This is a genomic window from Dyadobacter ginsengisoli DSM 21015, assembly GCF_059568735.1.
On record NZ_JCANTY010000008.1, the window covers coordinates 93814 to 119219 of the forward strand.

At 51.7% G+C, this 25406-nt stretch carries 16 protein-coding genes; 10 read left to right on the forward strand and 6 right to left on the reverse strand.

Features of this window, described 5'->3' with window-relative positions:
* Positions 1–48 precede the first annotated feature (48 nt).
* A complete protein-coding gene (locus BP71_RS28030) occupies positions 49–4020 on the reverse strand; it encodes a hybrid sensor histidine kinase/response regulator transcription factor (protein ID WP_496384895.1) in 3972 nt (1323 codons plus the stop codon).
* A gap of 237 nt (positions 4021–4257) precedes the next feature.
* On the opposite strand from BP71_RS28030, the gene BP71_RS28035 reads away from it, so the two are divergent.
* The 3 genes from BP71_RS28035 (at position 4258) to BP71_RS28045 (ending at position 11208) form a co-directional block, all read left to right on the forward strand.
* Positions 4258–7266 (forward strand): SusC/RagA family TonB-linked outer membrane protein, encoded by a 3009-nt coding sequence (locus BP71_RS28035; RefSeq protein WP_496384896.1) that lies wholly within the window; start codon positions 4258–4260, stop codon positions 7264–7266.
* Between the two features lie 14 nt (positions 7267–7280).
* Positions 7281–9008 carry a RagB/SusD family nutrient uptake outer membrane protein gene (locus BP71_RS28040; protein ID WP_496384897.1) on the forward strand — a complete coding sequence of 576 codons (1728 nt, stop codon included), beginning with the start codon at positions 7281–7283 and terminating at the stop codon, positions 9006–9008.
* A gap of 313 nt (positions 9009–9321) precedes the next feature.
* Positions 9322–11208 carry an ATP-binding protein gene (locus BP71_RS28045; protein WP_496384898.1) on the forward strand — a complete coding sequence of 629 codons (1887 nt, stop codon included), beginning with the start codon at positions 9322–9324 and terminating at the stop codon, positions 11206–11208.
* Positions 11209–11227: 19 nt separating this feature from the next.
* Here the strand turns inward: BP71_RS28045 and bla are convergent, their stop codons facing one another.
* Positions 11228–12112 carry a subclass B3 metallo-beta-lactamase gene (bla, locus tag BP71_RS28050; protein ID WP_496384899.1) on the reverse strand — a complete coding sequence of 295 codons (885 nt, stop codon included), beginning with the start codon at positions 12110–12112 and terminating at the stop codon, positions 11228–11230.
* A gap of 182 nt (positions 12113–12294) precedes the next feature.
* On the opposite strand from bla, the gene BP71_RS28055 reads away from it, so the two are divergent.
* Positions 12295–13773: a PhoX family protein gene (locus tag BP71_RS28055; protein ID WP_496384900.1), complete on the forward strand. Its 1479-nt coding sequence runs from the start codon at positions 12295–12297 to the stop codon at positions 13771–13773.
* Positions 13774–13854: 81 nt separating this feature from the next.
* Positions 13855–15687: a cytochrome c peroxidase gene (locus BP71_RS28060; RefSeq protein WP_496384901.1), complete on the forward strand. Its 1833-nt coding sequence runs from the start codon at positions 13855–13857 to the stop codon at positions 15685–15687.
* Positions 15688–15694: 7 nt separating this feature from the next.
* Here BP71_RS28060 and BP71_RS28065 read toward each other — a convergent pair whose 3' ends face one another.
* Both BP71_RS28065 and BP71_RS28070 read right to left on the reverse strand, forming a co-directional pair.
* Entirely contained in the window at positions 15695–16810 is a 1116-nt protein-coding gene (locus tag BP71_RS28065) for a family 20 glycosylhydrolase (RefSeq protein WP_496384902.1), read from the reverse strand.
* Positions 16811–16872: 62 nt separating this feature from the next.
* The gene (locus BP71_RS28070) at positions 16873–17580 is read right to left on the reverse strand and encodes a DUF2461 domain-containing protein (protein ID WP_496384904.1); all 708 of its coding nucleotides are present in this window, start codon (positions 17578–17580) and stop codon (positions 16873–16875) included.
* Positions 17581–17657: 77 nt separating this feature from the next.
* On the opposite strand from BP71_RS28070, the gene BP71_RS28075 reads away from it, so the two are divergent.
* Positions 17658–18455, forward strand: a complete 798-nt coding sequence (locus BP71_RS28075) for an alpha/beta fold hydrolase (protein WP_496384905.1) — start codon at positions 17658–17660, stop codon at positions 18453–18455.
* A gap of 29 nt (positions 18456–18484) precedes the next feature.
* Here the strand turns inward: BP71_RS28075 and BP71_RS28080 are convergent, their stop codons facing one another.
* Positions 18485–19741 carry an RNA polymerase sigma factor gene (locus BP71_RS28080; RefSeq protein ID WP_496384906.1) on the reverse strand — a complete coding sequence of 419 codons (1257 nt, stop codon included), beginning with the start codon at positions 19739–19741 and terminating at the stop codon, positions 18485–18487.
* 9 nt (positions 19742–19750) lie between these two features.
* On the reverse strand, positions 19751–20086 hold the full coding sequence (locus BP71_RS28085) for a YciI family protein (protein ID WP_496384907.1): 336 nt from the start codon (positions 20084–20086) through the stop codon (positions 19751–19753).
* Positions 20087–20239: 153 nt separating this feature from the next.
* Between BP71_RS28085 and BP71_RS28090 the strand changes: the two genes are divergently transcribed.
* From BP71_RS28090 to BP71_RS28105, 4 genes are all read left to right on the forward strand, one after another.
* Entirely contained in the window at positions 20240–20914 is a 675-nt protein-coding gene (locus BP71_RS28090; protein ID WP_496384908.1) for a response regulator transcription factor, read from the forward strand.
* Entirely contained in the window at positions 20911–22182 is a 1272-nt protein-coding gene (locus BP71_RS28095) for a sensor histidine kinase (protein WP_496384909.1), read from the forward strand. Before BP71_RS28090 ends, BP71_RS28095 begins: the two co-directional genes overlap by 4 nt.
* A gap of 63 nt (positions 22183–22245) precedes the next feature.
* The gene (locus BP71_RS28100) at positions 22246–24654 is read left to right on the forward strand and encodes a TonB-dependent receptor (RefSeq protein ID WP_496384910.1); all 2409 of its coding nucleotides are present in this window, start codon (positions 22246–22248) and stop codon (positions 24652–24654) included.
* Positions 24655–24717: 63 nt separating this feature from the next.
* Positions 24718–25395 (forward strand): phosphatase PAP2 family protein, encoded by a 678-nt coding sequence (locus tag BP71_RS28105; protein WP_496384911.1) that lies wholly within the window; start codon positions 24718–24720, stop codon positions 25393–25395.
* The last annotated feature ends 11 nt before the right edge of the window (positions 25396–25406 follow it).

Below are 25406 nucleotides of genomic sequence, written 5' to 3' on the forward strand. Positions count from 1 at the left end.
CCCGGAGAAGGCCTCGGGTGAAAATTCCTTGGCTTGGCGCACGGAAGTTTACAGCGTATTGACGTAACCCGACGGGCTCACGCCAAACTGTTTCTGGAAATCCCGTGAAAAGTTGGTAGGGACACTGTAACCGACCATATCTGCCACTTCATTGATCTTGTAGCGTTTTTCTGCGAGCAATTCCGCAGCTTTTTTGAGCCGGGAGAGATTGATCAGCTCGTTGGGGGTCATATCCGAGATGCCTTTGATCTTGCGGTACAGCGTCGGCCGGCTCATGTTCATTCTGGAAGAAAGCATGTCGACATCCAGCTCGTTGTCGGCCAGATGTTCCAGGATGATGGTGTTAAGTTGTTCAAGAAAATCCTTATCCGCACGGGAGAATGCAATGCCCTTGATATGTGTCAGCGGGGACCTGGCAAAGTAATCCTTGATAATGTCGCGGTTTTGGAGCAGGTTGGTGATCTGTGCCGCCAGGTGATCCATTGAAAACGGCTTTTCGATGTAGGCATCGGCACCTACTTCCAATCCTTCGATCCTGGAACTGACGGAGTTCTTGGCCGTTAGCAGGATGATCGGGATATGACTGAAACGAATATCAGTCTTCATTTCCCGGCACAACGCGATGCCATCCATGACCGGCATCATGATATCGCTGATCACGAGGTGAATGTTCTCTTCCTGCAAGACCTCAATGGCTTGCTGCCCGTCAGCTGCCCGCAGTATATTATAGGAGTGGCTGAGTTCCCGGCCGAGGTAACTGAGGATTTCAGTGTTGTCCTCGACAAGGAGGACGCAGGGCTTATCCGGAGATACGGACGCATCTTCGCCCGCGGCGTATGCGGAAGTGCTGTCGGCCTGGCTGCCAGTCTTGTTCAGATCCAGCTCGTAGTCCTGGTGAATGGGCAGAGAGAGGAGAAAGGTATTGCCATGAGGCTCGCTACGTTTGAGTTCCAGCGTGCCTTTGTGCAGTTCGGCCAGGGAGCGCGCCAGCGGCAAACCAATGCCTGTGCCCGGTTCTTTACCGTTACCCTCGGCCCGGTAAAATGGCTCGAAGATCTTATCCCGGTCGTCGTACCCGATCAGCGGGCCGTCGTTGGTGAACTCGATGTGAAACAAGAGGTCGTCGCTGTTGAATGGGGAGAGCTTGATCCTGACGCTTCCTTCGGCATACTTGATAGCATTGCTGACGAGGTTGCTGGTGATTTTCTTGCATGCTTCTTCATCCACGAACGCCTGTAAAGTAATGCGGGGTAGTTCGAGCCTGTATTGCAGCTGCTTTTGCTCGGCGGCAGGCCGGAAAGTGGCGAATACGTCGCCGAGCAAGTCGTTGATATCGGTTTTGGTGAAATTCAAACTGTAATTATTGGCCTCAGCCTTGCGGAAATCGAGCAGTTGGTTGGTAAGGTCGATCAGCCGGCTGGTGTTTTTATCAATCATATTTAAGCTCTCAATCATTTCGGCATCGGACTTTCTGCTCACCAATAACTTGTCGAGTGGCATCTTGATCAGTGTCAGTGGCGTGCGGATCTCGTGCGCAACATTGGTAAAAAAGTCAATCTTGGCATTATAAATTTCCCGCTCTTTCCCCATTTCGATGGTTTCGATCTGCCTTCGGTTTTTCTCATGGAGAGCGAGAAAATAATAACGAAAAATAACTACAATAATACTCCCGACGACGACCACATAAAACAGATATGCCCAGCCGGTGGCCCAGAATGGCGGTAAAACGGTGATCCGCAGCCTGGTTTCGCGGTTGTTCCAAAGGCCGTCGCTGTTGGCACCACGGATTTTGAGGGTGTAACCGCCGGGCGGAAGTTTGGAAAACTGGATTCGCCGGTTGTCGCTGTGGATCGGCACCCATTCTTTGGAGAGGCCTTCGAGCTGGTATTGGTAGCTATTTTGTTCGGGAATGACATAACTCAGCACTGCTACATCAAAGCTCACGCTCGAACTATGGTAGGGCAGCGTCAGCTCATTGGCGTAGATGATGGATTGCCGCAATGGCGCGTCGTTCCGGCGGATGTCGATATCGTGGTTGTTGACCAGTAAACGGGTAATGTAAACCGGCGGCACAAAACGGTTCCGGAGCAATGCCGCAGGCTTGAAACCGACCATTCCCGCGACGGTACCGAAATAAAGCGTGCCGTCTGCGTCTTTGTACGAGGAATTGTAATTGAACTGATCGGTCGGCAGGCCGTTGCCCATGTGGAAGTTGGTGAAGCGGCCGGTGCGACCGTCGAGTTTCGCGAGTCCGCGTGAGGTCGATACCCAGAAATTACCCGCATCGTCTTCCAGCACCCGGAATACCTGATTATCGGGCAGGCCGTCAGTCATGCGATAGTTCCTGAATTGACCGGTTTGCGGGTCATAGCGCGAAAGGCCATGCTCGGTGCAAAGCCAGATGCTCTTGTCGGAGCTCTGGTAAAGGCTGTTGACGTAATTGTCCGGCAAGCCATTGGGTTGGTTGGCCTGGTATTTCAAATGGCCTTGTTTCAGCGTTTTTGGATTGAAATAATACACTCCGCGCCCGTAACTGGCGGCCCATATCGTTCCTTCGGCATCCTCGTGAATGCTCTGGACCTGGAAGTTCAAGTAAGGCAGCCTCGTGAAATCATCAGTAGCGCGGTTGTATTTACACACGCCAACCCAGGTGCAGGCGAGAATGTCACCCGCGCGGGTTTTGTACATCGTAACAATAAAATTGCTGCTGAGCGATCGCGGGTCGGAAGACGCATTGTAGTGCCGGATAACGCGCTCGGTCCGCAGGTCGATCACATCTAGGCCGTGCTCGTAGGTGCCAACCCACAGTTCGTCGCCGTCGGCTACCATGCCGTGGAGGTTGCGGTACGAAATGCTGCCGGGGCGCCCGTCAGGAAGGAATGCCTTGAACTGACCCGTCCGGATGTCCAGCCGGTTCAGGCCGGCATCTTCGGTGCCGATCCACAGGTGGCCGTATTGGTCTTTCGTGATTTCGTGGACGATACTGCCGCTGATGCTATTGCCCGGTTTCGGGAAGAACTTTCGGAAGTTATTGAACTGCGTAGAATAGTAATTGATCCCACCAAATTGCGTCGTGATCCAGATACCGCCCTCCCGGTCGCGCAGGATGGAGTTGATGATATTGTCCGTGATGGAATAATGACTGAATTGTTCACGCACAATGTGCTGCGAACGGCCCGATAACAGGTCCAGAATATAAAGCCCCGATTCGGTGCCCAGCCAGAATTCACGGTCACTTTTCTGAAAGATCGTATGCACCTGCACGTCCCCGCCCGGCAAACCGGACTCGGTGAGGTTACGGACCTGTTTTTTTACAAAATTCAAAAGCAAAACCTTCTTCATCGAGCCGATCAGCAATGATGAATCGCCTACGGCATGCAAGGTGGTAGACCCGTAAATGTCCCCGATGCCCGATATTTTCCCCAGATCATAGGTTTCGAAGCGGCCGGTATTCCGATGGTATTGCCGCACCAAGCCATTGTTGCAGGCAATCCACACAGCACCTGCCGGTGATACATGCAGCGAAACCGCCTCGTCGCTGCCCAGGTCGATGCGCGCTGCGCGACCCGTGCGAAGGTGATAGCGGTAGAGTTTGAGGTCCGAAATGATCCAGATATTGCCGTCGCGGTCACCACGGATTTCGAGCACCTCACCGGGAGGAACCAGTTTGAACGCTTCGAAGCTATCCTTGACGGGATCATAGCGATAAACGCCCCGGTGTGTGCCCACCCAGAGTTTTTCCGAGGTATCTTCGTATAATGCAAATATGGAGTTGCTCCCGATGCTCAGCGAATCGCCCGGTTTGCTCTGAAATACCCGGAAAGTATGCCCGTCGAACCGGTTGAGGCCATTGCGGCTCGCAAACCACATGAACCCTTTTTTGTCCTGTACCATTTTTCCCACCGCGTTGCCCGAAAGGCCATCGGAGACCTGGTAGTTCTTGAAATAGAATGGGTTATCCCGCGCGAAGGCCTGTGCCGTCAGGTGGAAGCAAAACAGGAAGAAAAGAAATGTTCTCACAAATGATCGCTAAGTAAATGCCGGGTGCTCCGGCCATTCCGCACATAAAGATATCCCAATCACATCACTGCTAAATTACAAAAATCCGCCGTGAGACATTTTGATTCAAAATTGAGACAAATCGATCATTCGGTTATCTGCGAAACCCGGAACTTCGCAGCATTCTTAATTAATCCAATATTATACTTAAAAAGTAACAACGCTGCGGAGCAATTTACCCATCAATCTTACATGAACATGAATTTATACAAACCAACCGGCCGGGGCAAAAGGCAACGACCGGTAAGTAGCAAGCTGACGCGTGCAACCACTTTGCTGGGCTGCCTGCTGCTGGTGCTGCTGGCCTGGCAAGCCGGTGCGCAGGGCGTCGGAATCTCCGGTAAAATTTCCGACGTGCAGGGTATATTGCCCGGTGTGTCCGTTGTCGAAAAAGGAACGACCAACGGTACCGTCTCGGACGTGGATGGTACATTTAAGATGCAACTCAATGGATCGGCAAACGTCATTACCGTGTCTCATGTAGGTTATGTGAGTCAGGATATCGATGTGAGCGGCAAGACATTCGTGGAGATAATGCTGGTCGAAGATCGTAAAACGTTGAACGAGGTGGTCGTCATTGGCTATGGTTCGCTCAATAAAAAGGAGGTTTCCAGCGCTATTACGCACCTTTCTGCCAAAGATCTGCTCCGTACGGGCGGTAATAACCCGCTGATGGCCATTCAGGGTAAAGTGGCGGGCTTATCGGTGACCAACACCGCCGCGGCCGATCCTAACTCTTCACCGAGCATTCAGTTGCGGGGGGCGTCTTCGCGCAGCGCGGGGCTCGGGCCTCTGTTTGTGATCAACGGCGTACCGGGCGGCAATATCGACAACATCAACCAGAACGAAATCGAATCGATCGACGTGTTGAAAGGCGGTGCGGCATCGGCTATTTATGGTACGCGCGGCAGCAACGGGGTGATCGTGATCACGACGAAGAAGGGCTCAGCCGAGTCGCGTATATTCTACGACGGTTATGCTACTTTCGACTTTCCCACCAACCAACTGGAGGTATTGTCGAAAGACGATTTCCTTGCACACAAGCGGGGTGTCGACTTTGGCGGCAATACCAACTGGATGAAGGAAGTAGCGCGTAACCCTTCGTTTTCGCAAAAGCATACCCTGCAATTCTCGGGCGGCAATGGCAAAACCAACTATTTTACCTCCCTCGATTATCGCGACGCCAACGGAATAGATCTCCGTTCTGCGAAACGCGAGTATGGCGGCCGGATCAATATTAACCATAAGTCGGCCAATAACCTGGTCGAGCTGGCCTTTACCGCTGCGCCCCGCTACACCAAAACCAGCGATGCCGATTACAGCGGTTTTAATTACGCACTGACCCTGAACCCGACGCTCTCCGTGCGCGACTCGACCGGCAAGTATGCCTATCTGACTTCCGGATTCTTTGCCAATAACCCGGTTGAAGTCGCCAGGGGAGTAGAGTCCGACAGAGAGTATAAACTCCTCGATATGAACGGTTCTGCCAAGATTAATATCCTTGAAAACCTCAACACCGTGGTGACTATCGGAGAGGTTAATTCGTCCATGCGCCGGTACCTGTTTTCACCTTCCACGCTCACGACCATTATCAATGGAAGCAAACGGAACACGGGTGAACAGATTTTGGAGGAAAAAGACCAGAAGAGCTTTGAATGGATCGGGAACTACTACCTCGACCTGAACAAGCATTCGGTCAAGCTGCTCGGAGGATATTCGTTTCAGTATTTCACATCGTCGGGTTTTAATGCGAAGAACGAGAATTTCCCTTCCAATGTACTGACTTATAATGATTTAGAAAGTGGTTTGTGGAATTTGCAGCAAGGGGTCAACAACGTGGGTTCGTACAAAAACTCCTCGAAGCTGATCGCATTCTTTGGTCGTCTGAACTACGATTTTGACCAAAAGTATTATCTGTCGGCCAGTTTGCGCCGTGAAGGGTCTTCGAAATTCGGGTATTCCAATAAATGGGGTTACTTCCCGGCGGCTTCTGTGGCCTGGCGGGCCACGCAGGAAAGCTTCCTGAAAGACATTCCCTGGCTGAACGAACTCAAAATCCGTGCGGACTACGGTGAAACGGGTAACCAGGATTTTGACAATTACCTTTCGCTCGATACTTACGGTGGCTATGGCTACTATTTATACAATGGCACCAACTATCAGGTTTGGGGCCCAAGCCAGAACACCAACTACGATCTGCGCTGGGAGAAGGCCGCCAACTTCAATGCCGGTATCGACTTCGAATTGCTGGGCAACAAGCTGTGGGGCAGTCTGAACTATTACATCCGTACCAACAAGGATTTGCTGGGGAACTACAATGTGTCCAACCCGCCGAACATCCAGGGCCAGACGTTCGCGAACGTAGGGACGATGCGTAACACCGGCATCGAATTGCAGTTGAATGCAACCGTACTTCGCAAAGGCGATTTCAGCTACGACCTTGGTTTCACCGGCGCTTATAACAACAACAAGTTTGTCTCTTTCTCCAATGTGCTTTTCAAAGGCCAGAAATACGTCGACGTGGTAGGCATGCCGGCGCCAGGTAGCCCAGGTACATTGCAGCGTTTGCAGGAAGACACGCGGATCGGCAGTTTCTATGCCCTGAAATCAGCCGGCGTGGACGAAAATGGCACATTGCTGGTGTATAACAAAAAAGGCGAAGTGATCCCGGGTAACCAGGCGACCAACGACGATAAGCAGTTTGTTGGTAACGGTCTGCCCAAGTTTACAATGGGTCTTTCCAATAATTTCAAATACAAGCAATGGGACCTGAGCGTGTTCCTGCGCGGTTCATTTGGCTACAAACTGTTCAATACCTATGCATTTTACCTGGGTACGCCTGCAACCCAGGAGAATACCAATGTGCTGACGTCGGCTTACGATGGCGGTAAATATTCCAAACTGACCAATCCGGCGACCTATTCCACGCTCTCGGATTACTTCCTGGAATCCGGTGGATTTGTAAAGATCGATAATGTTACGCTGAGCTACACACAGCCCGTTAACACGAAGTTCCTGCAATCGGTACGCATTTATGCGACGACACGGAACCTGGCTACTTTCACGAAGTTTACCGGCGGCGACCCTGATCTGATAGGAGTGAACGGATTATATCCGGGGGTCAATAAAAACTCAGACAACAATGGCACGCTCGATTACTACCCGTCGACTACGCAGTTGCTCATGGGCGTTCAGCTTACCTTCTAATATTTGAAATACCAATGAAAAGCAATCACATATTTAAAAACATAGGCCGTCTGGGTGCCGGCATGCTGCTGATGGCGACCGCAGGCTGCACCAACCTCGACGAGGAGCTTTATGACCGCATTACTTCCGGAAACTTCCTCCAAACCCGTGAGGACGTTACCCGCGACTTTCTGCGTGCATTCGAACACAGCTACTGGAGTATTCAGGGCGGAAGCACATTTATGTTGCAGGAAAACAGCTCCGATGAGATCATGACTCCCAACCGCCAGGGCGACTGGTTCGACGGCGGCCAGTTCCAGCGTGTGCATTACCACACCTGGACACCCAACGACGGCTACACGGCTGATCCCTGGAATGCGCTTTACGGCGGCGTAACGCTGGCGACCAACTCATTGGAAGATTTACAGAGTATTCAGGATCCTTCCAAATTCGAGATGACGCAGGAAGAACTCGACGGGATGATCGCGGAGCTCCGGACATTGCGTGCGTGGCTGAACATCCGTCTGCTCGATTTCTACCGCAACATCGTGATCGTTACAAAGGTAAAAGGCGAAACCAACGGAGGCCCGCAGGTGACGCCTCAGGAGGCATTTGCATTCATTGAACAGGAGTTGAAAGAATCGTTGCCAAAGCTGCCTACTGTCCAGAGCCTGGGCGATAACGCTGTCGGCCGCTGGACGCAGGGTGGGGCAGTATCGTTGCTCGTGCGGCTTTACCTGAATGCAAAGGTTTACACCGGTACCGACCGCTTCGCTGATTGCGCTTCCCTTTGCCAGGACATGATCGACGGCAAATATGGTACCTACGCCCTCGAATCGCGCTGGGACGCGCCATTTGATTATAATAACTCGAAATCGAAGGAAACGGTGTTCGGCTTTCCGGGCAGTTTCGGGCTGACACACTGGCAATACGACAGCGGAATGTATTTCTGGATGTTGCCGAACCTCGCACCAAACTATTTTGGATTCACCGATTTTGGCAACGCAAACCCCAAATATGCGATGCAGCCGGGTCTGGATGTCGATGGCAAGGAATATCCGTTTGCACTGGGCAAGCCTTTCATCAAATTTAAAAAATACCCGGACGACCTGCGTCTGAAGACCTACAAGAACCTGGGGAACAGCAAGCGGGAAGGGATGTTCCTGCAAGGGTACCTTACGTATACCAACGCGGCGGGCAAGGCCGATACCGTGCGCGGCTTCAAAGGGCCCTACCCATTGTACTTCCGTGATCAGGTAGGCAAATTCCTGGATGCGAAACCAGGTATGCCGATTGCCGACAAAACCTCGAATATGAACAATGCGGATAACAACTCGGGTATCTTCCCGGTCAAATATCCGTTCTATCCGAGTGACGACCTGAACAAGATTTCTTCTGCCTATGCCGAGATCCGTTTTGCCGAGATTTACTATTCGCTGGCAGAATGCAAATACCGGGCCGGTGACAAGGCGACCGCTGCGGCATTGCTGAATGCAGTCCGCAAACGTAACTATCCGGCGGGTTCTGCCAGTTTGTACAAAGCAGACGGGAGTCAGCTGAACGACCAGGAAATGATCGATGAGTGGGGACGCGAGTTTCTCGTCGAGGGCCGCCGTCGTACGGATATGATCCGATGGGGTGTGTTCAATAAGGGCACGTGGTGGGATAAAACGGCAGACGCCGATAACCATACCGAGATCTTCCCGATCGGGCAGACTGTCCTAAACTCGTCTCCCCAACTCAAACAAAACCCCGGCTATTAACCCAGGGTTTCAACCCTGGGGCATCGGCACCGGCACCGGCAAGGACCAGACACAACAAGTGGGACAGACTAGAACTCGGACTCAAATCGGAACCAGAACTGCCCAACCCAACCCGGGCTTTCAGCCCGGAACCACAACCGAATAACTAAAACCGATGATAGACACCGTAACAGCGGGCGGCCGGGAATCCCGGACCGCCCTGTTCGGTGTATAGCACACAGGGTGCTCATGATTTTTCTTGGATTTGAATCGAAAGTTTGTAATATTTATTCGAGCACATATGGCTTACTTAGTGTGACATAAACCCGGTTCCATGAAGACCCTGTTTACTTTTGCGGTTTTATTGGTATCACTATTGAGACCGGTTTTAGGACAGGTCAATAAAATACGCGACTTACAGACGCGCCTTACCTCCATCCGTGACAGTGCACAATATGTAGATGTCGTCAACCGCATCTCGCTGCTTTTCTACGAACAGGACGCCGACAGCACGCTTTACTACGCATTGATGGCCCGGGAAATCGCATTCCGGCACGATTACCACCAAGGGCTTGCCGATGCGACGAATAACCTCGGTGTGGTTTTCGATATCAAAGGAAATATTCAGCTGGCGCTGCGCTACTATAACGATGCGTATAACCAATACGTGACATTGGGTGACTCGTCGAACATCGTACAGACGCTCATGAACATCGCCATGGTGTACAGTATCAGCGGAAGGGACGACAAAGCGCTTGGCAATTTTAACAGGGCCCTGTCGCTGGGTAGCCGCATCGAGCACGACTCCATTACGGCATTGGTGATGTACAATTATATGCTGCTATACCCGCGGCAGTTCACCGCTTCGAAAAAAGACGCATTCATCGACAAAGCTTTCAGTATCGCAACCCGCTACCGGGACATTCGAATGGAACTGGCCCTGGACCAGCTCCGGGCCCGGGACCTGCTTGCACACCGGCAAGACGAAAAAGGCCTGACATTGCTGCAAGCTACGCTGGATCGAGCCCTGCAAATGAAACTGTACTATCTCAGTATGGACCTGTTGCTCAATCTGGGGGACTATTATCTGGGTAAAAATCAGGAAAAGGGGATTGCATACTACACCCACGCGCTGGAATTGGCGGAGGAGAAGAATTACCGGATGTATGCAAGGGATGTCTGTAAAAAGCTATACGACCATTACACCGGTCGGGGCGGGGATGCAAATGCGCTTATGTATAGCCGGAAACTGCTTAAACTGTACGATGAGCAGGCGGAGATCGACCGGGCCTCTGCGATCGACTATATCGAGTATGCGGTGAAGGATCAACAGCTGATTTCAGCTCAGATGACATCCAGGTATAATTCCAGAATGCTTACCCTGGCCATTGCCGTGTGCGTACTGACCCTGCTCAGCATTGTTTTCCTGTGGAGAAACTGGAAACTCAGCAAAAAGACCAATCAGGTACTGACGATGCAGTTCCGGCAATTGGAATCGACGAGTGACGCATTGGAAAGAAGCAACCAAAACTATGCGAGGCTGATCAAAATGGTGGCACACGATTTGAGAAACCCGATCGGCGGGATCAATGCCTTATGCTCCCTGCTGAAAGAAGACGATACGACGGCGGAAGAAGCGCGCCAGTATGTGGAACTGATCCATGAATCCAGCAATAGTTGCCTGCATATGATCAGTGATTTGCTCCAAACTGATTTTGATTTTAAAGAAACCGAATTGCAGAAAAAACCGGTGGACTTGCGGGTTTTCCTCGATCACGCGGTAACGCTCCTGACTTTCCGTGCGGCCGAAAAGAACCAGCGGCTTATTCTGGGCGATCTGTCACAGTTGGTAATCCATGTGGATCCCGACAAGCTGCTGCGTGTATTGAACAACCTCATCGTCAATGCGATTAAATTCAGTCCGGAACACGAAACGATCCACGTCAATGTGGTACCGTCGGACAACGGCGTCACGATATCCGTCGAAGATCATGGGCTGGGTATTCCCGTGGAAGCTACTCCCAGGCTTTTCGATCCGTTTACGACTTCCAAACGGCCCGGGACATCGGGAGAGCAGGCGTTTGGGCTCGGTTTGTATATTTCCAAACAGATCGTCGAAGCGCATGGCGGGAAAATTTGGTTCGAAAGCGAGGAGGGGGACGGTACCACTTTCTATGTTTTCTTGCCCGGAGAGAATGTTGGTTCACTCTCCCCGGCCTGATTGAGCAATGAATTCAGCCCTACTTCTGTTTCTTCTTCTCGTCGTAGTCCTTTTTCAGTTCGGCAATGGATTTTTCATAACCAGCTTTGTCAAAAAATGCTTCCGGCCGGTAAGCATCGGCCGGTTTGTGTTTTTCGTGCAGGGCAAACTGGCTCGCGTGCGACGCCAACCAGATATCGAATTGTTCGTTTTTCATACTCGCCAATGTCCTTGCGTAGTCTTTGCCCACTTCCGGGTAACCTGGCATTCCCGATAGTCTGGTTTCGTCGAGGATGCTGGGCATATTGGCGATCAATACCTTGTAAGCGCGTTTCTCGTCCCTGACAGTAAATGAAAAGCTGCTCGCACCGGGCGTATGGCCGGGGTGGTGGAGCAATTTCACCTGCATCGTGCCCAGTTTTACGATCTCACCGTTTTTGAGCAACCGATCGGCCTGCACCGGCTCGAAAGTGCTGCCGTGGCCGCCGAGCGCATAATCGGAAGCTCCGCCGTCGGCCATGGCCTTTGCATCTTTTTCCTGGATCATCAATTGCGCACCGGTAGCCTGTTTTACCGCCGCCATACCCGCCACGTGGTCATAATGCGCGTGGGTGGCCAGGAGTATTTTAATATCGGCAAACTTAAAACCAAGCGCCTCCACATGCTTGCGGATAAGGGGTACCGAGGTTTCCAGTCCGGTATTGATCAGTATATGGCCTTTCGGCGTTGCGATGAGGTAACACGCCAGATCATAAGTACCCACGTAATAGAGGTTACCCGCAATGCGAAAGGGACGATAATCTTTCGACCAGGCCTCCTGGACGAACGGCAGTTTCCTCGGCTTGTTTTGTGCCCTGGATGCAAAAGGAGTGAGGAGAGCCCCGGCAATGAGCGTTGTTATAAGTGTTTTTTTGAGTGTCGGCATAGGATCGATGGTAAGCCGGCAAAGATAGAGGCACAACGGTGGCAAATCAAAATATTTTGCCGGAGGGTTACATGTAGCTTGCAGGATAACCTCATCTTAACAAACTGATAATAAATGCGTAAACTCTGAGAGAAGTGAAACGGTGTACTTTGTGTTGCTGTATCACTTAATTCAAACAGTTTATGTTCACCGTGAAACCTTTACTTTCTTCATCTGCTTTGGCGGGCTTGCTCGTACTAGGCGCTTGTCAGGATCACCGGGCTCCCGACAGCCCGGACATTACCCTGCAGAACCGCTCGGTAACACCAGTACTGGCGAAATTGCTGCCCGGCGCTACCAACGGCCGCATTGCCGGAACCAATGTGAAACTTTACTCGCTCCTCAGCAGCGACGACCAGCTCGAACAATCGCCAAATTACGTATTCGGAGGCTCCGCCGACGGTGCCGGCCTTTTCCAGAACCCCGACGGCAACTATACCATTCTCGTCAACAACGAGGATAATTTCGCGGTATCCCGCATTACACTCGACAAAGCATTCAAACCTGTGAAGGGCGAGTATGTCCTGAACTCGGATGGTGGTACATGGCGGTTGTGCTCGGCTACGCTGGCAACGCCGATCGAGCACGGCTTTGGGCCCGTGTTCCTGACCTCCGGCGAAAGCGGCCAGGAATCACGTACCCATGCATTGAATGTCGATTCCGATGTAAGTCAGGCGAACATCTCCCGCGAGGTGGCCGGTTTGGGAAGATGGAGCGCTGAAAACGCGGTTCCACTACCCAAAACTGCTTATCCCGGTAAAACAGTCATTGTCATCGGTGACGACGATTCGGATGTGAATGGCGGACAGGTAGCTATGTATATGTCCAATACCGTAGGCGACCTCGATAACGGCGCCCTTTATATGCTGAAACGTACGGACAACAACCAGCGTGAAATGGACATGAAGCCAGGTTCTGCCTATGATATTGAGTTTGTTAAAATAGACAACCACAAAACACTGACCGGCGCACAGATCAATGCGAAAGTAAATGATTTGAAAGCGATGAAGTTCGGTCGCGTGGAGGATGTCGACTATCGCAAGGGTGGCGGCGCAAATGGCCGTGAAGTTATTTTTGCCGTAACGGGCCAGGATAATGCCGGTGTAAATGCAGATTACTCCCGCTCGAAATACGGGCGGGTATACCGTGTCGTCCTCGATGCAAACGATCCTTTCAAGGGCAAACTCGAAGTATTGCTCGATGGCGACGACCGCACCGGTATCGCCAAAACGTTCCAGAATCCTGACAACGTTTGTGTTACCAACGATTACATCTACATCATGGAAGACCCGAATGGTTACGGTGATGAAAAGCACGACGGTTATGTGTACCAGTATAACCTCAACACAAAACAGCTCACGGCGGTGTTGGAAATAGATCACCGCCGTACCGAGGCTGATGCTGCCAAATACAACGTGGGAGGTACTTCCGGATTTGGTTCGTGGGAAAGCAGCGGTATGATCGACGTGTCTGATGTAACGGGCCGTCCGAATACATTCATGCTCGGCATTCAGGCACACACATGGCGTGGGGATAAGTATAAAGGCGTCGATGGTGGTTCTGTCCGTAAATCGGAGAACCAGGCCAGCCAGCTCATTCTTATTGAAGGTCTGCCTCGTTAATTTTATAGTTTTCAGACTCCTGGCCGGAATTTTCGGGTCAGGAGTTTTTTGCATTTCCAATATTTACCCGCTCCTGAGTTTATGCTGAAATTCGCGCGCAACCCTGAATCATTCATCTACCGCCATCGGCGGCTCCTTTTTTTACTGCTTCTGGTCATTTCTATCCCGCTAATCGTTTGCCTGATTTGGTGGGTGACGAGCCCGGGACCTGCGCCGGCGGGTCAGGTCAAAAAGACGTTCATGCAGAACATCACTGCATTGGATAGCGCAGTAAGCCGTTTGCAGAAAGACATCCGCGAACACCGTCCGGCCTCCCGTATTCAGGGATCTTTCAGGCAGGCAAGGCTCGCCTACAAGCGAATCGAGTTCCTGTCAGCCTATTACAGTCCCGAAACGACCAAAGCGTTGAACGGCCCGAATATTCCTGAGGTGGATGACGACCTGCGGGTTAATGAACCGCAGGGTTTTCAGGTGCTGGAAGAAACGATTTTCCCCGCGATTGAGGCAAGTACCTATCCCGAGGCGCTTCATACGGCCACGGTGATCCGGGCCAATGTGAACCGGCTCAGGAAGATATCGGAAAGCAATGAACTCACGGACAGCCATGTGTTCGACGCGATGAGGCTGGAAGTTTTCAGGCTCATAACCCTGGGCATTACCGGCTTCGACTCGCCCGTTGCCTTCCATTCTCTGCCCGAGGTTGCCGCCTCGCTGTCCGGCATACGCGAACAATTGGCTCATTACCCGCTTGTGGAGGAGCACTCCGAAATGGCCACGCAGCTGGACAGTGTCTTCGCGTCCGCGGCCGCCTATCTGGGTCGTGCACCGGGGTTCGACGGTTTCGATCGTTTGGAATTCATCAAAAACTATGCAAATCCATTGAGCAGCGGGTTGCTCGAAGCACAAAGCGCATTGGGAATCCCTGTTTTTGCAGAGAAAAGGTTGCTTTCGGCATCAGCACGTACACTCACGGATCGTGAAGTATTCAATGCCGGCTATTTTGTCAATTTTGAGGAACAGGCCATGACAGACCAGCGTATTGCGCTTGGTAAAATGCTGTTTTTCAATCCTGTATTGTCCAACAACTCAGGCAGGACCTGCGCAACCTGCCATCAGCCCGACAAGGCATTTACAGACGGGGAACCCAAGAGCTTTGCAGTGGGTTTCGGTGGCACGCGCATCAGCCGCAATGCGCCTACTTTGCTCAATGCCTCGTTCCAGGCCGTCCAGTTTGCCGATTCGAGGGTCGCGTTCCTCGAAGATCAGGCCAGCGACGTGATCCGTAACCCGGAGGAAATGCACGGTTCATTACCCGACGCCGTGGCCGCATTGCAGAGACAGCCGGATTATAAAAAGCTTTTCGACGCAGCATATCACGACGGATTAACCGAAACGACCCTGAAAAACGCTATTGCTTCTTACATCCGCTCACTTTCTTCACTGGACTCACCTATGGACCAGTATTTTCGTGGCGACAAAGTAACGCTCACTGCCGAAGAAAAGTCGGGTTTCAACCTTTTTATGGGGAAAGCCAAATGTGCAACCTGCCATTTCTTCCCGCTATTCAACGGAACGGTGCCGCCCGCTTACCAGGAAACCGAAAGTGAGGTACTGGGCACTCCTGCCACAGCGGAAGGCAAAATTGTAGACCCGGATGTAGGTAAATTTGTTCTGACCAAACGAGAGCCGCACCGGTTCGCGTTCAAAACGCCGACGGTTCGTCATGTAGCGAAAACCGCCCCTTACATGCACAACGGTGTATTCCAAACGCTCGAAGAGGTTGTCGACTTTTATGACAGGGGAGGCGGAAATGGCCTGGGTTTTAAACTCGAAAACCAGACCCTGCCCTTTGACAAGCTGGATCTGGCTGATTCCGAAAAAAAGGCATTGATTGCCTTCATGAAAATATTATAGCCGGCGGCTACTTTCCACCTCCCGCTTTTCCGATCTGCTCATACATCGCCTTGAATGTGTGCCAGGGCGTGTTATCTCCATTTTTCGGGTCGGAGGCATTCTCGTAGTAGCCTTTGAGAAATGGCGTTGGTCCGGACCAAACGGTGTGCGCAATACCGTAGAAACGGCCTTTCAACTGTTTGTTGGATAAATTTCGCGATCGCACCACGTCATCGACCTGTTCTACGGCTACTGCCGGTTTGTTCCAGGCACAGGTTACGACACGCAATCCCTTTAGTGCGAAATAGACGGCCGTCTGGTTATCGCGGTCGTATTGCCAGTCGCAGATCACGACATCGCGTGGAATGAGGTCGATTGCGGGCCAGGTGTGGTTGTAACTCGCAGCCCAAAGTCCAATCCCGGTGGTACGTCCGTCGATAAGGCGGTCGCCCCAGATCCAGAGTTCCTGGTTGCGCATGGCGAGATGGTCACGGATTTTCTGCACTTCGTTTGCGAAGAGCACGGCCTTGTCCCTGCCGGCACAGCGCGGGCATTTATCCTCACCCAGGTAAAAAACCTCGTCCATACCTGCGTGGAAAGCTTTGGCCTCAAAAACTTCCATGATTTCGTCCACCAGCTCGAACACTATTTTGTGCACGCCGGGGTGCAGGGGACAATAGCTTTTGCAGTAGAGCCCGTCCGGATTAGGCCATTTGTACTGACCTTCCGGTGGCAGGCTGACCCATGGTGTTTCATCAAATTCCGGATAAACCCGCAGCAGGTTGCCGATTTTACTGGCCCACGATTGGTGCCCGAGCAGGTTGATTTGCGGGATCACATGAATATGCGCTTTTTTACAGGCATCGACGAGTTTTCGCACATCCTTTCTGGAAAGTGCCACCGAGTCGCGGAGCTCCGGGTGACTTTCAAAGCGGTAGTTGAAATCGACCCGCAGAATGAGGGTGTTTACTTTTCTGGGGGCGAGCTCCTGGTCGATAAACTTAATAAAATCATTGAGTCCATCGGGTTTGGGAGCGGCGATGGCGAAGCCGCGTATTTCGAACAGGCTGTCCAGATTGCCTTGTGCCCGGACATAGCCCGCCAGGAACAGCAGCATGATTCCCAGGAGGTATTGTCTTTTCATGTCAGGAAGAGTGGTTTAGGAACAATTGATCCTGCAAAAGTTAGTAAGAAAGACGGAAAAAGTTACTCGCCGTTTCCATCTATCGTCAGTACCTCGCTCATATAGTCGAAGAACGGGCGCATATGCTGATAGGTCTCGCTGGCTTTTCTTGTGAAATCAGGGCTCAACACTTCCTGATCGGAAAAATGCCGGATGAGCAGAAATTGTTTGAAACGGAGAAGGTCAACGGCTTCATGCTGGGCGTCGAAGCCTTTCGGGGCTGTTTTGAGCTGTTCACCCTGCAATGCACCGAAAGCTGCAACGAGTGCCGGATCACCGATGATCTTGCGTAATGGTGCTGCATCGAAAGCAATTTCGTCGCGGATCTTTTTCAGATCCTGGGCATTAGGCCCGAAAAAGCCGCCGGCCACAAAACTGTTGCCGGGTTCGATATGGAAGTAGTAACCGCCCCGCCGGAACCTGGTTGCACGCCGGAACGCGCCGCTCCAGTTGGTTTTGTAAGGTGTTTTGTTCGTCGAAAAGCGGGTATCGCGGTAAATGCGATGCAGGCTTTCTTTACCCGTCAGTGTTTCGAGCTGATCATGCATATTCATTTCTGCGAGCAGCGCGTCCGCGAAATGCTCGATGGCTTTGAGCTCTTCCTGATAGCGGTCTTTGCGGGCATTGAACCAGTCCCGGTCATTATTGGCTTCGAGCTGAACCAGGAAATCGAGGCTGGATGCAGGAATGGAAGCAACTTTATCTTTTGAGGTGTTTTTTTGCAATTTCATCGGATTACTGACATAAGGTTGTCACAATGGCGCGATTTCTTTGTGGAAATCAATTGTTCACAACAACCGGCAACCCTATGAAAACGTTCATCAGCCATGATCTCGAAATCAGTTACAATGTTTACGGCAGCGGCCCCGTAGCCCTGCTTTTTGTCCACGGCTCATTCATCGACCAGACTTACTGGAAGGAGCAGGTGGCATTCTTCAAGGAAAAGTACACCGTGGTGACCATGGACCTGGCCGCACACGGGGCTTCGGGTAAAAACCGGACAGCATGGACGCTGGATTCCATGGCCGACGACATCGTCAACCTCATTAATCATTTGGAACTTAAAAACGTAATCCTGATCGGTCATTCGCTGGGCGGTAACCTGATTTTGATGGCCGCCGCCCGCTATCCCGGCCCGGTGACCGGTTTCATTGGCGTCGATAATTTTAAAAACCTCGCCACGCCGCTTCCTGAAATTTATCACAGCCAGGTCGATGAAATCCTGGAAAATGCCAGGAAAGAATATGCTGGAACCAATGAGCAATATGCCAGAATGGTCCTGCTCACAGCCGACACCCCTCAATGGATCACCGATAAGATTGTACAGGCTTACCGCGAATCCTATGAGCCGATGGGACAGCAGACCTTGCCACAGTTTTTTGTAATGGACCGGATTGAAAAGGAATGCATGCCGTTGCTGAAAGTCAAAATGAACCTGGTGAATGTGAACTATATGCCTACGAATGTGGAAGCATTGAAAACCCATGCGTCCCATGGTTATTCACTCATTGAAATACAGGGGACATGCCATTACCCCATGCTCGAATCTCCGAAATCACTTAACGAAGCGCTGGATGAAGTGCTAGACAATATTCTGGGAAAATGATCCGCTTCAAAAAGACAGATATGGTGAGGCTACCGGGCCTCACTTTTCCCTTCAATACGGGTTATCGCCGCGCGTAAGGTACGCTTTTCCGCCCCGGATTTGCTCAGTTCGATCGCGCGGCGATAATGCGAAACAGCTTCTTCCGGTTGATGACCGGCAAGCAAATATCCTAGCAGCGAGTGGTAATGATTGTTTTCGGTGAGATTAAGTTTCCGTGCCTCAGCGAGCCCTGCTTCCGCTCCGTGTACCTGGGCAAACGCAAATGTCCGGTTCAATGCGGCCATGGGAGCGTATTCGATGAGGATCAGCTGGTTGTAGAGGTGCAGGATATGGTGCCATTTATCAGGCTGGCCGGGCGCGGTATGCCAATAAGCGATGCCAGCTTCGAGGTGGTACCTGGAAACCGTCTCGCCCGAGCAGGCGGAAACGAGGTACTGGTTGCCGCGGCCGATCAACTCCCGGTCCCACAAGGCGTCGTCCTGGTCTTCATACAGGACCGGATCGCCTCCCTCGCCCGTACGTGCGCCGAGGCGCGAGCTTTGGTAGCACATCAACGCCAGCAATGCCTCAGCTTCCCGGCATTGCGTGAGCGGATTCTGAACCACGAGTAGGCAGAGTCGCATTGCTTCTGAGCATAGGTCAACGCGTATCTGACGGCTATTGGATTTGGAAAAATAACCCTCGTTGAAGAGCAGGTAAAGGGTGCGTAAAACAATGTCCAGGCGCCTTCGGATGGTAGTTTCCTGCAACGGCTGTATCTCAAATCCGTCTTTTCGCAGGTTGCCGCGGGCACGTAACAAACGTTTTTTAATGGTTTCCCGTCGGGTCAGAAATGCATCGGCTATTTCCTCCACGCTGAATCCGCACAAGATCTGCAACGCGAGGCAGATCTGCGATTCGGGCGTGTTAGCCGGATTGCAAACTGCGAAAATCATGGCGAGCTGGCTGTCTGCAATGGTCTGTTCTGAGAAATCGAAGCCATTTTCCGATGACGCCGAAGCGGCTTCCAATGTGGGCTTGATTTGGCGGTCGAACAGATTGGTATGTTTGAGGTGGTCTTTGGCTTTGTTTTTAGCGACGGTGTACAGCCACGCCACCGGGTTTTCCGGCATACCCTGCTGCGGCCATAGTTCCGTGGCTTTCAAAAACGTCTCGCTGACAATGTCTTCTGCGGTTTCAATGTGTTTTAGGCCAAAATGACGGCAAAGTACAGCCGTCATTCTGGCATATTCGAGCCTGAACAAACGAGGGATCAGTGTCTCCGGTAATACGGCGGTCAGACTCATTTTTCAGGACTATTTTCGCTGCATTACTTCCCTTACCTCCACATTACCGCCGATTTTGAATATCGGGTTGGCTTTGGCCAGTTCAACAGCCTCTTCGATCGTCTCGGTCCTCACGATCACATAGCCGGAAATGAACTCCTTGATCTCGGTGTAAGGACCGTCAGTCACCACCGAGTCGGGATATACGGTTCTGGCGCTTTCTGTGGAAAGGGTATTGCCCTTGTCGGCCAGCTTGTTTTGAGCAGCGATGCCCGCGAGCCAGTTCATGCGCTCCTGTATCTGCTCGGGCGTAGGTTTCGTGTCCTGTTGGTTGTTGAGTCTGAAGATCAATGTGAACTCTTTCATGGTATGTAAATGGTTTGATTTGCCCCTATGACGACCGGATATTTACGACGGGGACAATGCACATTTAATTTTAGTGTTTTTTTGCAGAGATCCATGGAGATTTTGGGTTTAGTATTCAAAAAGAAATCCAAATTGTTGCGGTAAATTGTCGGAATGAAGATTCTCATCATCGAAGACGAGCCTGAACTGGCGGCGGGCATTGGCGCATACCTGTCCGCGCAGGACTACCTGTGCGAGTACGCGGCTACGTGGGAGCAGGCACGCGAGAAAGTGGATCTGTACCGGTACGACTGCATTCTCCTCGATCTGATGCTTCCCGGTGGAAGCGGCATGGATATCCTGGAAGCTCTCAAAGCACAGGGACAACAGGATGGGGTCATCATTATTTCGGCCAAAGACGATTATGAGCACAAGATACGCGGGCTGCACGCAGGAGCCGATGATTACCTCGCCAAACCATTTCATTTGCCGGAGCTTGCGGCGCGTATCTATTCGGTGATCCGGAGAAGGAGCTTTGGAAATCATAACAGCATTGTTCAGAATGAGTTGAAAGTGGATTTGCTGGGTAAAACGGTGAGTGTCAATAATGCCACGGTAGTACTGACAAAAAAGGAGCTCGATCTGCTTTTGTTTTTTATGGGGAATAAAAACCGGGTGATTGCTAAAAGTGCTCTGGCGGAGCATTTGTCCGGCGATATTGCTGACATGTTTGATAACCACGATTTTGTGTATGCCCATGTCAAAAACCTCAAAAAGAAGCTGAATGAGGCCGGCTACCGCAATTACCTGAAAACCATTTACGGGACAGGCTACAAATGGGAAGGATGAAGAAATTACTCGACCAGAGTTTGCGGCCGCTGATCGTATATGCGCTGGTGGTGCTGGTGATCAGCATTCCGGTATACTTTCTGATCATCGACTGGATCTGGGAAAACGAGCTCGACAAACACCATTACGCGATCCGCGAAAAACTTGAAAAGCGACTGACGCATCTCAGCCTGCCGGATTCCGCCATCGAGAACATGATCGGCGTGCTGGATAAGGTGCAGCCTGGCTTTTCGTTTGATGAGGCCGCGGGGCCGCGCCCCGATAGTCTCTACACGGTCATCCGTTTCGATACCTTCATGAATGACCGCGAGCAGTTCCGTTGCCTGCTGACCGACATCCGTGTCAGTGGTAAGCTGTTCAGGGTCCTGATCGAAACCAATATGGAAGAGATCGATGAAACGATCCTGGCGATTGCGGCGGTTACGATCTTCTTTATTATGCTGTTGCTGGCCGGGTTCATTTATCTGAACCGAAAAACGGCGTTGCGGATTTGGAAACCGTTTTACGAAACGCTGGCCGGCTTGCGTACATTCCGGCTGGAAAGCGGCCGAAGAGTGCCGCTGCCTGCTTCGGAGGTGACTGAGTTCGCGGATCTGAACGATAGCCTGGACGGGTTGATGGAAGGAAGCCTGGCGTCCTACCGCCAGCAAAAAGAGTTTACTGAAAATGCCTCCCACGAATTGCAGACGCCTTTGGCCATTGTCAAATCCAAACTCGACATGCTGTTGCAGAGCCGCTCCCTCGATGCCGGGCAAATGCAGATCGTGGAGGAAATGTACCAGGCGATCAACCGGGTTTCCAGGATTAATAAAAACCTGTTGCTGCTGGCAAAAATCGAGCACGCGCAGTTTGAGGAAATAGCATATCTTCCGCTAGATAAAATACTGAGTGACCTTATCGCCCAGTTTGCCGACCGTTTCGAAAACAATGCGCTCCGGTATTCCGGACATATCGGCGAAGTATTGGTAGTGGCCAATCCGGTACTGGTGGAGATTCTGCTGACCAATCTGCTGGTCAATGCGGTCAGGTACACGCCCGTAGGCGGCCAACTGACGGTACGGTCAGGGGATGGGACCCTCGTGGTATCGAACTCCGGACATGAGGCATTACAACAGGAAAATCTGTTCAGGCGGTTTGCACAGGCATCCGTGCAGCACGCGGGCAGCGGGCTCGGGCTGGCCATCGCACGTGAGATATGCGAGCGGTACGGCTGGCAGATCAGCTATGCGTTCCGTGACCATTTGCATCATTTTTCCGTCCGTTTCTGAATTCCAAATTTCTTCCAAATCACTTTTCATTTTTGCCGTCAGATCATCAAAAAGTTATTCTGAATGGCTGTGAAGAGATTCCTGATGCTGCTGTGTTGCGCGTTTGCTTCTGCCCAGGTCCGGGCGCAAGTGGGCAAGGTAACACTCTCGGGGCAGGTTAAATCGGCGGAGAAGGCCGAAGTCGTCCCGTTTGCGAATGTCGTATTGAAAGCGGAAAAAGATAGCGCATTTGTAACAGGTACCATCACCAACGAGCAGGGGAGGTTCAGCCTGCCCGATGTACAGAGCGGCCAGTACCGCATCGAATGCGTTTCGCTGGGGTACAAGCAGGTGCAGAAAATCATTATGGTGGGCACATTGAGTGCGTTTCTGGACCTGGGAACGATTGGAATGCAGGAGGATACGCACGTCCTGGAGGAGGTTACAGTAACGGGCGGGGAGGTTGACGGCGTTGACGACAGGCTCGACAAGAAGACGTTCAGCCTTACCCGAAATGTGAGCCAGAGCGGGGGCTCTGTGTTGCAGGCGCTGAAAAACCTGCCGGGTGTCACCGCCGGGGAAGACGGGAAGGTGCTTCTCCGCGGCAGCGACAAAGTGGCGATCCTGGTCGACGGGCGGCAGACAGCCCTGACCGGCTTCGGCAGCCAGACAAGCCTCGACAACATACCGGCTTCGGCTATCGAAAAGATCGAGATCATCAACAATCCTTCGGCCCGGTACGACGCCAACGGCAATGCCGGCATTATCAACATCATTTATAAAAAGAACAAGCAGGAGGGTTTTAACGGGAAAATCGGGATGGCAGCCGGGCTGGGCGCATTGTGGGTCAGGAAAGCAAACCTGCCCGATATCAGACCGCAGTACCGCAATACGCTCAAACTGAATCCTTCGCTGGCATTGAACTACAAAAAACAAAAGGTCAATGTTTTTTTTCAGGGAGATTACCTGCATACGCCTACACTCAACAAGAATGAATTTGTGGACCGCTTCTACAACAGTGGTGGTACCGTGCGCCAGCAGACCAAACGAAACCGAAGTACTAATGTGATCACCGCCAAAACGGGTGCCGACTGGAATTTCGATGACCATAATGCGTTCTCGGTCTCGGCATTGTTTAGCAGCGAGAAAATCCTCGACCGGGGCGACGAGCCATTTTTCAATGCAGACCTGACGAAAAGAAACCGCTTGTGGCAGTTCCTGGAAGACGAGTTGAAAACGACCGTAACGGCAAGCGCTTCCTACCAGCATAGGTATGCACAGCCGGGGCATTTGTTAAATATAGGTTTGAACTACACATTTCATCGTGAAAACGAACAGTACTTTTTCACCAACATCATGCCCGATTTTACGGGTAAAGATGCATTCAAGCTGTTGTCGGACGAAAATGTATTCGATCTTAATGCCGACTACATTCGCCCGCTCCGGTATGGCCGGTTCGAAGGCGGGCTGAAATTGAGAAGGCGCTTTATACCGACCAACATGCAGTTTTTTCCGGGCCTGAATTCGCCGATCGACAGCCTGGCCGGTGGCTGGGCACATTATAAGGAAACCATTCCCGCAGTGTATGGCAACTATGTTTTTGAAAACAGAAACTTCGAAGTGGAAGCCGGGCTGCGGGTGGAGTACATAGATCTCCGTTACAACGTCAATCCCACACATCCGACCTACCACAGCGATGGTTACAGCTATGCCAAACCATTTCCCAATGTGCGGTTTGCCTATAAGCTGGATGAACATAATAAGGTCTCGTTGTTCTACAACCGCCGTGTCGACAGGCCAAATGAGGTCGATATCCGTATTTTTCCAAAATACGATGACGCAGAGATCATCAAAATAGGTAACCCGGCCCTTAAACCGCAGTTCACCAGTTCCTGGGAGGCAGGCTACAAAACCAGCTGGACCAATGGTTCGCTCTATGCGGCCCTGTATCACAAGCAGATCAACGGCACGATCACGCGCATCGGGACTACCCTTCCCGGTAGTACTTTGATTTATAACATTTTTCAAAATGCGGGCAGAAGTTACAATGCCGGTGGAGAGCTCGAATGGCAGCAGGATCTGGCTCCATGGTTTGCATTGCACGTCAATGGAAACATTTACAAAAACACGATCAATGCATTTTTCGTCAAAAATCTGTACCCGGTTCCGTCAGTTTACAGGGCGGATAAGCAGACACTGACTTCTGGTAGCGCGAAAGTGAACGCAGTACTGAAAGGCAAAAAAGCGGAATTGCAGATCGCAGCCATTTATCAGGCCCCCGACATTGTGCCACAGGGGCGCACCGACTATCGTTTCTCGGTCGATGCCGGAGCCAAACGACAGCTGAGCAAAGGAGAAGTCTTCGTAAACGCCACTGACCTTTTTGGAACGCTGGTGATCCGGAAGCAGGTTGCCGGCGACGGCTTTAATTACACCAGCCGCGACTACTACGAAACGCAGGTGGTGCGGGTGGGGTATAGTTATAAATTTTGAGCCTATCCACTCGTTCCAGTTCCGCTGCGGATGATTCATTCATTCAGTCATTCATCATTACCCATGCGCCTCCTCATCGTTTTTCTTACACTTTCTACCCTGGTGTTTCCGCGCCATGCCTTTGCCGTTGACAGCCTGACTGTCCGAAAGCCGCTTTCACTTCGTCAGTTTTATCCACCGGTATCCCTGATTATCGGCGGGTTGATTGCCAACGGGCATTCGGAGGAATCCGTCAAAAACGAGCTGGCAGAAGAGCGTAACCGCATTATGCCGCGGTTCAGAACGCACGTGGATGATTATCTGCAGTTTTCGCCGCTCGTAGTCGCTTATGGTCTCGATGCTTTCGGCATGCATTCAAAAACCGACATCCTCAACCGGACTGTAATTTTGATCAAAGGAGAGGCGATGGCCCTTACGACAGCCACGCTCCTCAAATCGGCCTCACATACGCTCCGCCCCGATGGAAGTTCTTACAATTCTTTCCCTTCCGGGCACACTACCCAGGCATTTGCGGCTGCCACCTTCCTGAATGAGGAATACCAGGATCGCTATCCCTGGATGCCTTATGCCTCCTATACTGTCGCATCTTCGGTCGGGTTGCTGCGGGTTGCGAACAACCGGCATTACATCAGCGATGTGCTGGTAGGGGCGGGGATCGGCTATCTGTCGATGAAAGTGGCTTACTGGACGCATCGGTATAAGTGGGGAAAAGGTAAGAGCCATCCGTATCCGGCATATTGATCAAAATTCAA

Bases quoted from the DNA above. Each gene is read 5' to 3' on its own strand.
- BP71_RS28035 (WP_496384896.1), top strand. From the start codon at position 4,258: ATGAATTTATACAAACCAACCGGCCGGGGCAAAAGGCAACGACCGGTA.
- BP71_RS28040 (WP_496384897.1), top strand. From the start codon at position 7,281: ATGAAAAGCAATCACATATTTAAAAACATAGGCCGTCTGGGTGCCGGC.
- BP71_RS28045 (WP_496384898.1), top strand. From the start codon at position 9,322: ATGAAGACCCTGTTTACTTTTGCGGTTTTATTGGTATCACTATTGAGA.
- bla (WP_496384899.1), bottom strand. From the start codon at position 12,112: ATGCCGACACTCAAAAAAACACTTATAACAACGCTCATTGCCGGGGCT.
- BP71_RS28055 (WP_496384900.1), top strand. From the start codon at position 12,295: ATGTTCACCGTGAAACCTTTACTTTCTTCATCTGCTTTGGCGGGCTTG.
- BP71_RS28060 (WP_496384901.1), top strand. From the start codon at position 13,855: ATGCTGAAATTCGCGCGCAACCCTGAATCATTCATCTACCGCCATCGG.
- BP71_RS28065 (WP_496384902.1), bottom strand. From the start codon at position 16,810: ATGAAAAGACAATACCTCCTGGGAATCATGCTGCTGTTCCTGGCGGGC.
- BP71_RS28070 (WP_496384904.1), bottom strand. From the start codon at position 17,580: ATGAAATTGCAAAAAAACACCTCAAAAGATAAAGTTGCTTCCATTCCT.
- BP71_RS28075 (WP_496384905.1), top strand. From the start codon at position 17,658: ATGAAAACGTTCATCAGCCATGATCTCGAAATCAGTTACAATGTTTAC.
- BP71_RS28080 (WP_496384906.1), bottom strand. From the start codon at position 19,741: ATGAGTCTGACCGCCGTATTACCGGAGACACTGATCCCTCGTTTGTTC.
- BP71_RS28085 (WP_496384907.1), bottom strand. From the start codon at position 20,086: ATGAAAGAGTTCACATTGATCTTCAGACTCAACAACCAACAGGACACG.
- BP71_RS28090 (WP_496384908.1), top strand. From the start codon at position 20,240: ATGAAGATTCTCATCATCGAAGACGAGCCTGAACTGGCGGCGGGCATT.
- BP71_RS28095 (WP_496384909.1), top strand. From the start codon at position 20,911: ATGAAGAAATTACTCGACCAGAGTTTGCGGCCGCTGATCGTATATGCG.
- BP71_RS28100 (WP_496384910.1), top strand. From the start codon at position 22,246: ATGGCTGTGAAGAGATTCCTGATGCTGCTGTGTTGCGCGTTTGCTTCT.
- BP71_RS28105 (WP_496384911.1), top strand. From the start codon at position 24,718: ATGCGCCTCCTCATCGTTTTTCTTACACTTTCTACCCTGGTGTTTCCG.